This is a genomic window from Helicobacter pylori, from assembly GCF_002832345.1.
GTDB lineage: Bacteria > Campylobacterota > Campylobacteria > Campylobacterales > Helicobacteraceae > Helicobacter > Helicobacter pylori_CP.
This window is the reverse complement of record NZ_PHLZ01000005.1, coordinates 18,872-32,124: the sequence shown is the minus strand read 5'-3', so window position 1 is coordinate 32,124 and position 13,253 is coordinate 18,872. Positions and strand designations below refer to the sequence as shown.

Below are 13,253 nucleotides of genomic sequence, written 5' to 3'. Positions count from 1 at the left end.
GTCATGACTCCTTGTTTTTGAATAAATTTAAACCCTGTTCGCATAAATTTTGCCATGCGTTTGTTTGATCTTTTTGTTTTAATTGAACGCATTTTTCTAAACTGGCTCTAGATTTTGCTTTTTGATGGGTTAAATCCAATAAGCTGGATTGCAAGTATAAGGCTTTTTGGTGATCTTCTAAAGAAAGCCTGCGGTTTAAGAGTTTGTCTAGCGTTTCTAACGCTTTTAAATAGTCTTTGGTGGTTCTGTAAGCGTCAATGAGAGCAAATTCGCTAAAGGGCGTGTAAGAATAGTCCTTGTAAGCGTCTTGGAGTTTGAGCAAGCTTGTGGCATAAATTTTGACGCTTTTAGGGTCTTTTTCATTTTCTAGCAATTTAAAATAAACTAGTGCCATGCGTTTATCGTCTTTGAAATGCTTTTCTAAAAACGCATACAAATTGAGGGCCAATTCTTTTTCATTGTTTTGCATGTAATCTGAAAATAACACAAAAGCAATATCATAAAATTCTTTTTTGTTCAAGCTTTGAGCGAGAGTTAAAGCGTCTTTAGAGGCCAGAGTGGAATTTTTAAAATCCCCTAAGCGGTAGTAATTGCGCCCCAAACGATAAAGCCATACCAATTTCTCGCTAGGGGTTTTAGCCGCTTTTAAAGCGTTTAGGGCAATGATTTGCGCTTTTTCTTTGAGCGATGCGAAATACAAGCAATCAAAGGCTTGGATTTCTTCTTTGGGGTTGAATTCAAAGGCTGTGATCTGGGATAAATATTTTAAGGCTTCTTCGCAACGATGGTTCTCTAATGGGGTTTTAGCAAGGACATTGAGCGTTTTTTGGATCAAGGGAGAATCTTTAGGCAAATTTTTTTGCATGCTCAACACTTCAGCATAACGCTTGTTTTCAAACAATAGTTGGGCTTTCAACTCTAAAGCTTTTAGGGCTTCATTAGAATTAGGGAAATTTTGAATGATTTTGTCATAATGGGCGATTTTTTCTTGCGTGTTCCCCTCCATGGAAAAAAGGGCTTTTTCATCGCGCGCCCTAACGACAGAAGCTTTATCCAATTCCGCATGGTCTTGTAAATATTGCAGATTGTAAAGGTGGGCGTTTTTAAAGTCTTTGATCCTTGCATACAACGCCCCTAAATCATAAAGCGCTTGCTCTTTAGCTTTCACATCATCATCTTGATTAAAGAGCAAGTGAGCGATCTCAATTGCGCTTGCATTCATCTGGTTTTTTTTCAATAACTTGAGCAAGTCTAGGGCTGATTCGCTATGCGTAGAAATATAATCTGGGTTGGATTGGACCACCTTATCAATGAGGTATTTAGCGTTATTAAAATTTTGATAGTTTATCTCTGCTTCAGCCCAATTAAGAGCGATTTCACTCGCGCTCTCTTTATCTTTAGCGTTAGAAAAAGCTTCTTTAAAAAGCATGTTAGCGTTGCTCAAATCAGAGCCTTCAGCCGCTTCAATGGCTAAACGCATTTGGGCTAAGGGCGCGTAGCGGGAATTTTTGTATTCTAAAAGAATGCGTTTGTAATAACGCATGGCCTGTTTGTAATTGTTGTTTTCATCTAAAGCTTTGGCGACATAGTATAGCGCTTCAGGGATATTGGGATCAGTCGGGTAATTTTTAATCCACTTGGTGCCAATATCTATGAGTAAGGATTTTTTAATGCCTAATTGGCCTAATGCGATAATTTCTAATAAATACAAATCTTTTTTAAACATCGTTTGAGGGTAGTTTTTAAACGCGCGGCTGATCGTGCGTAAAGCGTCAAAATAGGCTTGCGAATCCATTTGTTTTTTAGCCTCTAAATAGGCGTTTAAGTCATAGCCCTTTGTGGTGAGTAGGGGTTTGTTATTCACATCTAGTTCTTGAATGATAGGGGTTTGAGCGTCTTTAATGACAATGGGAAAATTCAAGCCTTTTTGAGCGTTGTCTTTTTCGCTCAAAAAAGGGATTTTTTGATCATAGCCTATGATTTGCCACGTTTTGGCTTTAGGATCGTTTTCCACAAAAAGGGGGATCGCTTTTTTATAATCCTTGTCAAAAGAAAAAAGGGTGAGTCTTCGCATCACTTTGGGTTTGATGTGTAAAATGAATTGTTGTTGGCGCATAGAATAGGTGATATTGAAAAAAGCGTTTTCTAAAGGGGTAAAGCCCTCCTTAGGGATAGAGTCTATCACGCATTCTATGGGGCGTTTAGCGTGTATAATGGATAAAGACGCTTCAATCCCGCTTGGCGGTTTTTCATTAGTATAAAAACAAGAAAACGCCTTATTGTGTCGTAAGGTTAAAACCGAAAAATCTTCCCCCCCTTCTTTGCCTTGCGTGAGCGTGAGACTTAAAGCGTTGAGCGAATGGGAGAGCAAGCCCATTAAAAGAAAGATTTTTGACTTAAGCCACAAACTCTAAAAGCCCTCGCATCATAAACACAGAGAACAAGCACGCTAACACCATGGCAATAATGACCGCATAAATGGGCATGGTAGCGTTTTGGGTGTAAATATCGCTTTGAGCGTAGCTTTGTAAGGGCTTATTGAAAAACATTGCTACGAGCCAACGGAAATAATAAAACGCAGCCACCGCGCTATTAACTAACATCACCACCGCTAAAAGAATGTGATTGCTCTCTAAAGCGCTTTCAACGGCTAAAAATTTCCCCCAAAACACGCTAAAAGGCGGGATCCCTGCAAGCCCAAAAACAAAAATAGCGCCCAAGATCGCCACTAAGGGGTGGGTTTTGATAAGGCCGTTGAATTTAGAATAGGGGTGATCGTAGCGTTCATCCCATGTTTTTTCCCGGCTTTTTAAGAGCCATAAAAGGCCAAAAGCCCCAATGTAAGTGAAGGCGAACATGAACCAATAAACAAACATCGCTTGTTGGCTATCTTCAGTGTGGATAAACACGCATGCTAAAGCAAACCCAGAATGCGAAATGGAGCTGTAAGCGAGCATTCTTTTGACATCTTCTTGCCATAAAGCAATGAAATTAGGGATGGTGATAGTCATAAGAATGAGGGCGTAAAAAATGTCTTCTACCCAAGCGATGCGAGTGTCTATAAACGCCCCAAAAAGGCGAGTCGCTACCACAAAGCCAGCGATTTTAGGCACAATGGAAATATAACTCGCAAAGACCGGGTTATTGCCCTCATACACATCAGGCATCCAGGTATGGAAAGGCACTAAAGAAACCTTAAAGCCAATCGCTCCAATCAAAAAAATAGTGCCCATCGCAAAGAGCATGGGGTTTGTGATACCCTCAGTGTGTAAGTATAGGGTAATGACTTCAAGATTCAAGCTCCCTGTAAGCAAGTAAAAAGCCATAGCCCCCATAGCAAAAAACGCGCTCGCCATCGCCCCCATAGTGAAATATTTGATCCCTGCTTCCAAGCCGTAGCGTTTATCGCTCAACGCCATTAACACACAAAGGGGTAAGGACGCTGTTTCTAACCCGATAAGGATTAGCAATAAATGGTTGCTTGAAACCATGAACTGAAAGCCAGCGACAATAAACAAGTATAAGGAATAAAATTCAGCGGTTTGAAATTCGTTGAAGCGCTCTTTGGAAAGGGCTAAGAAAATGAGCAAGAAGGCTGAAATCAAGACAATGCTTTGAGAGATGAGCGAGAGCGTATCCAAGCTCAAAAACCCAAAAAAGGCGTTTTCTTGCTGCTCTAACCCTAAAACCACCAAAAAATCCAAAACCAAAAAGAGCATGCATAAAAACACATTCAAATTGCGTGAAAACCTGGAAGTGAAAGCGTTGATTAAGAGCGTGAAAATCCCCCCACACACCAACACCAGCATGGGCAAAATGCTCTCAAAATTAAAGCTATCAAAAGAGATGTGCAGACTATCTATTAACATAAGAGACCTCTTTTATCTTAGTATCCAATGAACCTAAAAAAGGGAGCGAGCGGATTTCTATCACCTCTAAAAGCTGCTTAGAGCCTTGCTCAATCGGTTTTAAAAGGATTTTAGGATAAATCCCTAAAATTAAAATCAAAGCTAAAATCACGCTCAAAACCCCTACCTCACGAGCGTTCAAATCTTCAAACACGCTGATTTGATTGTTCCCGGCTTTCAAATTACCAAAGAAAACATCTTTATATGAAGTGAGCATGTAAACCGCTGAGAGGATGATGCTTGTTCCAGCAATGATAGCCAAAAGAGGGTAAGTGGCAAAAAACCCTAACAAGCTTAAAAACTCTCCCACAAAACCAATGCTTAAAGGCATGCCCACATTCGCCATTAAAACGATCATAAAAAAGGCTGCAAAAACAGGAGCGCTTTTAGCGATGGATCCAAAGCGAGCGATTTCTAAACTGCTAGAGCGCTCTTCTAAGATTCCAGCGAGTAAAAATAATCCCATGACGATAATTCCATGCGCAAACATCATAAACACCGCCCCTGAAATCCCCTCAACATTGAAAGAAAAAACCCCAAGCACCACGACTCCCATGTGCGAGAACGAGCTGTAAGCGATGAGAGTTTTTAAATCTTTTTGAGCGTAGGCTAGAAAACCTCCATAAATGATCATGCATAGCGCCACAATGGCTATAGGGGTTAAATAGATTTCTGAAAGCTCAGGAAAAAGCGGGAGCAAGAAGCGTAATAAGGCGTAAGTCCCCATTTTAGAAAGCAAGGCTGAAAGCATGACAGAACCTAAAGTAGGGGCGTTAGAATACGCATAAGGCAACCATGTGTGTAAGGGAAAGAGTGGGATTTTAACCGCAATCCCTATTAAGAAAGCCACAAAGAGCCAGGTTTTAACCCCGCCAGAAAAGTTCAATTGATACCAGTCTAAAATATCAAAACTCATCATGCCGTAATTGCTAGCGTAGTAATACCCAATATATAAAATGCCTAAGAGCATGCATAATGACGCTAAAAAGGTGTAGAGGAAAAACTTCATGCCAGAATAGATTTTGTTATTACGGCCAAAACGACCGATGAGGTATAAAACCGGCAAGAGCGAGATTTCCCAAAAAGCGTAGAAAAAGATCACATTAAGAGAAGAAAACACGCCCATCAAAATCCCCTCTAACAACAACAGACAAATCGCAAAGTCTTTACGACGCTCTTTGACATAAATCACGGACAATAACACCACGATAGCGTTTAAGAGTAACAAAAAGAGCGCGATGCCATCAACGCCCACATGGTAATTCACGCCAATTTGATAGACTAATTCCTTTGTTTCTTCAAACTGCATGCCTGCTGTTTGAATATCAAACCCATGCCACAACAACAAGATTAATAACAATTCAATCAAAGCGATGACGATCGCATACGCCCTGCTCGCTTGATCGCTCATAAAGAACGCTAATAGCGCGCTCAGCATGGGGAAAAAGATCACCACGCTTAAAAGATGCGCATGTAAAAACTGCATTGTTTATCTCCCAAAAAAAGCTACAAACGCTAACAAGATTAAAACCCCGGCCACCATGAAGCGCAACATGGAAGTTAAATTCCCGTCTTGACTGATCCTAAACACACGCCCTATAACAAAAACGCTTCTTCCTATGGTATCCACTATCGCATCAATGATCCTTAATTCCACGACCTGGTGCAAGAATGAAGCGATGGCGCTAAAAACTTTTGCAATCCCTTGATAGAGCTTTGGGATATAGTATTGGTTGAGCAAGAGCTTGTATAAAAAGCCCCCCTCTTTTTTTGAAGTGATACCATTTTTATATTTAAATATGGCATAGGCGATGCTCAATAATACCACTATGGTGGTGATACTGATTAAAAGAGCGAGCGGGACGGGATATTCTTCAACGCTAGGGATCACTTGAGAGATGAAATGGAAAAACGGCTCTTCAAAAAACCCAGCAATGACCGCTAAAACCCCTAACGGCAGCATGCTTAAAAGCATGAAATTTTGAGCCTCATGGGGGTGGTTGATTTCGTGCTGTTTGGGCGCAAAGAACACAAGCATGATGAGCCTAAAACTATAAAAAGCGGTAAAGATCGCCCCGATTAGAAGCATAAACCATAAAATATGGTGGTGCATCCCAAAAGCCGCTTCTAAAATTTTGTCTTTGGAGAAATAGCCCGCAAAGGGGTAGATCCCACACAAAGCCACTGACCCTATAATCATAAAGACAGCTGTGATCCTCATAGGCTTGTATAAAGCGCCCATTTTAGTAATATCCAGATTGTCTTCCATCGCATGCATGACATTCCCTGAGCCTAAGAAAAGGAGGGATTTGAAAAACGCATGCGTGAAGAGGTGGAAAAGCGCGATCGCATAAGCCCCAAGACCGGCCGCTACAAACATATAGCCTAATTGAGAAAGCGTGGAATAAGCCACAATGCGTTTTAAATCCTTATTGACTAAAGCCATGCTCGCTCCAAAAAGAGCCACAAACGCCCCTAAACATGCGATGAAATAACCCACTTCAAACACCGCACTATACAAAGGATTGGCTCTAATGACCAGATACACCCCAGCGGTTACCATTGTCGCTGCATGGATGAGAGCGGACACCGGCGTAGGCCCCTCCATAGCGTTGGCTAGCCATGTGTGCATAGGGAATTGCGCGCTCTTCCCCATAGCGCCAATGAAAAGAAACACGCTAATGTAAAAGAGCATGGAATAATCGGCGTTATTGAGCATGCTAAAGATTTCTTTATACTGGAGGGTGCCAAAATTCCAAAAGATCAAAATAATCCCCATGAGCATGCCTAAATCCGTGATTCGATTCATCACAAAGGCTTCAATGGAAGCGTTATTCGCGCTTGTTTTATGATACCAAAAGCCAATGAGTAAGTAAGAGCATAGCCCCACCCCTTCCCAGCCAATGAAAAGCCCTAAAAAATTATCGCTCAACACCAACACCAGCATGGAAAACACAAAGCCGCTAAGGTAGGAAAAATAGCGGTTAAACCCTGTATCATGCTCCATATAGCCTATAGAATACACATGCACTAAGAAAGAAACTAAAGTGACCACGACAATCATGACTGCATTGATATTATCCAGCATGAGGGAAAAGCCGACTTTAAAATTCCCTACCACGATCCAATCAAACAAATATTTTTCATAGCTTTGATGATGCCAGGCTTGAATAAAAAGAACCACCGCACCAATGAAAGAAACCAGCACGCACAAAGAATTGAAAACGCCCACATGCAACGCTTTAGCTTTAGCCCCAAACAGCCCCGCATAAATTGCACCGATTAAAGGCAAAAACAACACCACTGACAGCAAAGAAGAATATTGCATGCTCAACCTTTCATAGCGTTTAAAGAATCAATGTCTAAGCTCTTGTATTTCTTAAACCACAAAATCACCAAGCCCAAACCAATAGCCACCTCACTAGCGGCAATAGCGATAATAAAGAGCGCGAACATCTGCCCGTCTAAATTGTGCGTGTATTTAGAGATCGCTACAAAACCGATATTGATCGCATTGAGCATGATTTCTGTAGAAAAAAAGAGTAACAGAATGTTTTTGCGTTTCAGCATGCCCGCTAAGCCAATGCAAAAGAGCAACCCTGAAACAATCAAATAGTGGTTTAACCCTATCATAGAGATTCCTTTATAAATTGCGTGTGATTTTTCCCATGGATTTTTTGAATCCCTGTAGCGATGCCTCCAACCATAGCGACTAAAAGCATTAAAGCCGCCGCTTCAAAAGGGATGAGGTAATTGGTGAAAAGCACATAACCAATGGCTTTAATGTTAGGGATTTGCACATCAATAGCGTTGGAATTGACTTGCTTAGAAAGGTTTTCGCCAATGCTAGGAGCACTTAAAATCAAGGTAAGTAATATTGCCACACCAAATGAAAGAACGCACAAGATTTTAGGGCTTTGCTTGCGTTCAACCACTTCTGCAGCGGAGTTGAAAAACATCATGCCAAACGCATACATCACAATGACCGCACCCACATACACCGTGATTTGCACCACGCCCAAAAACTCAGCGTCTAGCAAAAAGAAAAAAGCAGAGATAAAAACCATGCTGCTAGCGAGAGCGGTAATGGCATAGAGGATATTCGTGGTTGTGATCACCACTAACGCCATGCTCAAAGTAAGGATCGCAAAGAAATAAAAGGCAATGGTTTCAAACATTTTCATCTCCCTTATGGCTTTCTGGGTTTGTTGGAGTTTCTTCTTGCGATTCTTCTTTTGAGGGCTCTTGGACATAATCTAAAGGGGTGGCTTGCATGCGTTCATTGTAATTAGGGCTTACCGCACCAAAGCCTAAAAACTCGGCATGCGAGCAATTTTTAGCGTCTTGTTCGCTCGTTAGAAACTCGCTTTTAGAGCCGTATTGGGAGCGTTGGGTGCTAGCGTTTTCAAACCGATTCCCCATAACGATCGCCAATTCTGGGCAAACTTCTGCGCACAATCCGCAATAAATGCAACGCCCCAAATTGATCGTGTAAGAATCGATCTTTTTGCGGTTGTCTTCGCCCTTATGCGTGATGATCCTTATGCAATTGCTCGTGCAAATCTTTTCGCACAGCCCACAACCAATACACCTTTCAGAGCCTGAGTCTAAAAGCCGTTGCAGATTATGTACTGCGCGATAACGAGGGCTTAAAGGGAGTTGTTCCATAGGGTAATGGATGGTTACGCTTGGGCTAAAAAATTCCTTGATCGTAAGCCCTAACCCTTTGAATAGATCCAAACCCAAGCTCGTTTTAACGGTGTCTTTAAATTGCTCGGTCGCGCTATGGACTTCGGATCGTTTAGGAAGTTGCTTGTATTCTTGTTTGGCCATAAAACCTCCTTTAAATTAAAATGATAATACCTGTTAGCACGATATTCAATAACGCTAAAGGCAGCATGATTTTCCAGCACATGTTCATCAGTTGATCGGGCCTTACATGCGGATAAGTCGCTCTAACCCACATGGATAAAAAGACAAAAAAGCCCGCTTTAATCAAAATCGCTATGCCTCCAGGGATAAAGCCCCATGCGTTAAACCCGCCAAAAAACACAATAGAAATCACAAAAGAAAAAGCGAATAAATGCGCGTATTCCGCTAAAAAGAACATGCCCCATTTCAAGCCGCTGTATTCGGTGCAATACCCCGCCACGATCTCGGCTTCATGCTCTAACAAGTCAAAGGGGGTTCGATTCAATTCAGCGTAGCTTGCGATCAAAAACAAAACAAACGCTAGAGGCTGCTTAAACACAAGCCAGTCTAAAAACCCTCCGCTTTGGTAATGATTGATTTCCACTAAAGAGAGCGATCCTACCACCATTAAGGGGGCTAGAATGGTTAAAGTGCTGACCACTTCAAAGCTGAGCAGTTGGATCGTCGCTCTTGCGGAGCCAATTAAGGAGTATTTGTTATTGGAGGCAAGCCCGGCTAAAATAGGCGCATAAATCCCTGCCGAACCCACGGCTAAGAAAAACAAAAAGCCAATGTTGATGTCAGAAATAAGGGGCTTGATCTCATAGCCAAACAGAGTGAAATTAGGGAAAAAGGGGATAGGCGCCATGGACACAAACGCGCTCACCATCGCAATAATAGGCGCTAGCGTGAAAATAAACTTATTCGCGCCTTGGGGGATAATGTCTTCTTTAGTGAAAAGCTTAATGCCGTCTGCTGCGACTTGCAAAAGCCCAAAAGGCCCCACATAACAAGGCCCTAAACGGCGTTGGAAATAGGCTAACACTTTCCTTTCAATATAAGTGGCAAAGCCTCCTAAAGCCGAAAAAACAGCGACTAAAATCAAAATTTTAATCAAGGTTTCAATGATATAAGCACTCATGCTTGCTCCTTTAAATCCACGCTATCAAACACGCCCTCTCTAAAAAAGCCAGAATGGTTTTTCAAAAGAGAAGGCGAAATGACAAACACATCTTGATCCAAGCTCTCATCAAGATACAAAACGCCTGTTAATTCCTCTTCTTCTTTAAATAAAGTGATGTTTTGCCCCACTTCTTTATTCAATTTCTTTAAGAAAGCTTTAGACACATAGACACCGGCTTTTAATTGCAAATTCTCGCTTTTATGGGTAGCGTTATTGAATTGCGTTTCTGGGTATTTTAAATACGCGTTGAAAGCGATTTTTTCTTTTAAAGGCTTGATAGGCTCGCATTCTATGGTTTCGCATTCTTTAGCGCTCTTTTCAAAATGGCTTGTTCCTAATAAATAGCCTCTGTGATTGACCCTGTCGTTAGTGAAATAGTTGGTTAGATGATCAAATTCTATGGCTTTAAAGCCCGCTTCTGTAGGGAGTTTGTGGGTGCATTCTGTGAGATTTTCTTCCACAAAGCCAAAGCCTTGCATAATATCGCTCAAGTCATATCCCTCAAACCTCAAAGCCGGTTTTAAGGGCAACACACGCCCTTCAACATTAGTGATCGTGCCTTCTAGCTGGTTGAGACTGGGCAAAATAAAATCCACTTTACTCACAGTGTCTTTCCCAAAAACCCTATCGTCGCTATTGATAGTGAAATCCCCTTGAGCGCGAATGCCTACGATTTTTTCATGTTCAAAAATTTCTTCGCTCAATTCGCAAATAGAAGCGATGCCTAAAGCGTTTGCACTTGGGGGGATAAGAATGAGTTTAATAGCGCTTTTTTGGGCTAACAAACGCAACATTTTAGCGATATTGTGGGCTTGTTTGTGGCTATAAATTTCTTCGCCAACCACCAGCAAGGTGTTATTTGATTTTTGTAAAAGAGCGAGAATTTTTTCATAAGTTTCTAAATTGATGCCCGCTTCTTCAAGCAACAAATAAGTGGTTTTGGTAGGGATTTCAATTTTTTCTTCTTTAACCTCTGTCTTGTTTTCTTCTTGATTTTCTTTTGGGGCAGCTGCTTCTGTTTTATCCTCTTCTTGATTTTCTGCCTTATTTTCTCCAATACTGCACCCTTGCTCGGCTTGTTCTAAAGCTTTTTTTCGCTCTTCTTCTAAGGCTTTAAGCGCCGCTTCATCCACAATGTTTTGCTTGGAATCTTCTAAGCTTTTTAGAGCCGCGCTTTCAATGTTAAGCATTTTTAAAAGCATGCCTAAAAGGATTTCTTCAGCCCCCACTTCATGGGTGATGCAAAAAGAGCTTCGACACAAATTCGCTAGCGCATTATCCTTAATAGGGTGCATAGCGATTAAAGAAGCTTTATTGAGTTTGAGAGCGTTATTAATAGCATAGCGCACCAAAGGGTTTTCTGTTTTGATAGAAGATCCTATCGTAACGACCAAATTGGAAGTTTTAATCTCTTCAATGCTGGGGCGTTTAACTTCGCCCAATACTTTTAAGAATTGCTGGAAATGATACGCTTCTTGATTGTAGATTTTAAAATCAAGCTCTTTTCTTAAACGCTCTATTAAAAACGCCTCTTCATTCGTAATATCCCCACCTATTCGCACCGCTTCGCATTCTTTGATGGCGTTTTGCGCTTCTTTAAGATTAGCACTGCCTTTAGGGCTAGAGCTCACGTCAAAAGCAAACCGGCCTGCCCCACAAATAGGGTTATGATAAAAATCATTAAGCACTCTAAAAATTTTAGATTCTTCGCCTAGAGTATCAAAATGGCGCACATCATAAGAAATCAAACACCCAGCCGAGCAATGCGAACAAGTAGAATGGATCTTTTTGAGTTCCCATGCGTTAGCCGTGTAAGCGAAATCTTTATAGCTCAAAGCGCCCACAGGGCATACCGCAATGCATTCCCCGCAATCATAACAAGGCACGCTGCCCACAAAAGAAATAATGCCTTTTTGCTTACGACTCCACACGCTAAAAGCGTCTTTGGACATGCTGTCTTTAAATTTATCCGGAGCATGCAAGTCGGCTTTAGCGGCTTTAAGGTTGTTTTCGCCCACATTGTCCTTGCAAGTGGTTACGCACCTTTCGCACATGATGCACAAATTAGGATCATACAAGGCTTTTGCCCATGAATCTAGCGCTTTAAAATCATCAGCCACCGCATAGGGTTGGTGTTCTACGCCGGTTAAATGCGTCATGTCTTGCAATTCGCACTCCCCACTCTTATCGCACACGCCACACTCTAGGGGGTGGTTGACATCATAAGTTTGCATGATGCTTTTTCTTTCATCCATGAGCGTTGGGGTGTTAGTGAGAATGGTGGCGTTGTTTTTGGCTTTCGTGTTGCAGCTATAAACCCGTTTGCCATCCATTTCAACCATGCACATTTTGCATGCGACTGTGGGCGAGCAACCGCTTAAATAGCAAATGGTAGGGATGTAGATCCCAGCGCTCCTAGCAGCCTCTAAAACGCTTTGTCCCTCTTGGCATTCAATCGTTTTGCCATTGATATTCATTGTGATCATGAAATTCCTTGAGAGTGGGATAAAATAGGGATATAAGGGTAGGTGTCAAAAAACGCCCCTTCTAAAATCGCAATCAAACCCTTCAAATGGGGGCTTTCTTCTAATTCGCATTCTAGCGTTTTATTTGAGATTTGAAACCCCGCTTTAGAATGCTGGATCTTATTAGCGATTTTAAATTGCTTGGAAAAAGATAATTTGGGGGTTTCAAGGCTCTTGTAAGAAACATAGACAAACGAGCCGTTAGCCTCACTTATTCGCTCTAAAAGCTCTAAATCTTTTGATTGAAGCTCTGATTCAAAAGGCAAAATGCCCTCTTTTAGGGCTGTTTCTAGCAGCCATTCTTGATCTTTAAAATCATAAAAAGTGGCCGTTGCGTTTGAATCATAGCAAGGGATGTGTAAAATTTCTAGGTAGTTTTGCAACTCGCTTAAAAGGGTGTATAAAAAAGCACTATCCGCATGCTTAGTGATTTCTCTGTTTAAAACAAGCGCCCTTTTTTTCGCTTTAATGATAAGAGCGATAAGTTCTTGTAATTCTTCTTCGCTCATGTTCGCTTCAGAGCTTAAATACCCCACATCAACATTTTCTAAAACATGCCCTTTTAATTGGGAAGTTTTTTCTAAAATGCCCCTTAAAATCAAAGCCAAAACCGCCGCTTCCGTGTGGATTTCATACGACGCAAAAAGGCAATTTTCTTGCAAATCTCTTGTATCTTGTAAGGGTCTTAACAAGGCGTAGGGGAGTTTTAATTGGTTAATGCTTCCTAAAATCAATCGTTCGTTTTCATTCAAACAAGCGTTTGAAAACCCCCCAAACAAAACGCACAAATCGCTTTTTTCTAAAAGGCTTAAGCTATCTTTTGTCATCTTGTAATGGATTTCAAACCCTTTTTGAAGAGATAATTTTTCTAAGCAATAAGCTTCTTTCAAGCTAAGAGAAGAGCTTGCGATTAAGGGAGAATTTAAGGGGTTAAAGCCGCTCAAA

The 13,253-nt window shown here is 41.3% G+C and carries 10 protein-coding genes; all 10 read right to left on the bottom strand.

The window, feature by feature from the left end:
- Position 1: 1 nt before the first annotated feature.
- From CXY28_RS02410 to CXY28_RS02365, 10 genes are read right to left on the bottom strand one after another with little or no spacing between them, the layout of a single operon-like run.
- Positions 2-2,407: a DUF7494 domain-containing protein gene (locus CXY28_RS02410; protein ID WP_100979343.1), complete on the bottom strand. Its 2,406-nt coding sequence runs from the start codon at positions 2,405-2,407 to the stop codon at positions 2-4.
- Positions 2,397-3,869 carry an NADH-quinone oxidoreductase subunit NuoN gene (nuoN, locus tag CXY28_RS02405; protein ID WP_100979342.1) on the bottom strand — a complete coding sequence of 491 codons (1,473 nt, stop codon included), beginning with the start codon at positions 3,867-3,869 and terminating at the stop codon, positions 2,397-2,399. The genes CXY28_RS02410 and nuoN overlap by 11 nt, the downstream gene beginning before the upstream one ends.
- Entirely contained in the window at positions 3,856-5,394 is a 1,539-nt protein-coding gene (locus tag CXY28_RS02400) for an NADH-quinone oxidoreductase subunit M (RefSeq protein ID WP_100979341.1), read from the bottom strand. Before CXY28_RS02400 ends, nuoN begins: the two co-directional genes overlap by 14 nt.
- Positions 5,395-5,397: 3 nt before the next feature.
- Positions 5,398-7,236, bottom strand: coding sequence for an NADH-quinone oxidoreductase subunit L (gene nuoL / locus CXY28_RS02395; protein ID WP_100979340.1), 1,839 nt, complete (start codon positions 7,234-7,236; stop codon positions 5,398-5,400).
- A gap of 2 nt (positions 7,237-7,238) precedes the next feature.
- The gene (nuoK, locus tag CXY28_RS02390; RefSeq protein WP_000579759.1) at positions 7,239-7,541 is read right to left on the bottom strand and encodes an NADH-quinone oxidoreductase subunit NuoK; all 303 of its coding nucleotides are present in this window, start codon (positions 7,539-7,541) and stop codon (positions 7,239-7,241) included.
- On the bottom strand, positions 7,538-8,086 hold the full coding sequence (locus CXY28_RS02385) for an NADH-quinone oxidoreductase subunit J (protein ID WP_039089225.1): 549 nt from the start codon (positions 8,084-8,086) through the stop codon (positions 7,538-7,540). Before CXY28_RS02385 ends, nuoK begins: the two co-directional genes overlap by 4 nt.
- Entirely contained in the window at positions 8,079-8,741 is a 663-nt protein-coding gene (gene nuoI / locus CXY28_RS02380) for an NADH-quinone oxidoreductase subunit NuoI (RefSeq protein WP_024118641.1), read from the bottom strand. Before nuoI ends, CXY28_RS02385 begins: the two co-directional genes overlap by 8 nt.
- A gap of 10 nt (positions 8,742-8,751) precedes the next feature.
- A complete protein-coding gene (gene nuoH, locus CXY28_RS02375; RefSeq protein ID WP_001277309.1) occupies positions 8,752-9,741 on the bottom strand; it encodes an NADH-quinone oxidoreductase subunit NuoH in 990 nt (329 codons plus the stop codon).
- The gene (locus CXY28_RS02370; protein ID WP_100979339.1) at positions 9,738-12,269 is read right to left on the bottom strand and encodes an NADH-quinone oxidoreductase subunit G; all 2,532 of its coding nucleotides are present in this window, start codon (positions 12,267-12,269) and stop codon (positions 9,738-9,740) included. Before CXY28_RS02370 ends, nuoH begins: the two co-directional genes overlap by 4 nt.
- A complete protein-coding gene (locus CXY28_RS02365) occupies positions 12,266-13,252 on the bottom strand; it encodes a hypothetical protein (protein WP_100979338.1) in 987 nt (328 codons plus the stop codon). Before CXY28_RS02365 ends, CXY28_RS02370 begins: the two co-directional genes overlap by 4 nt.
- Position 13,253 lies beyond the last annotated feature (1 nt).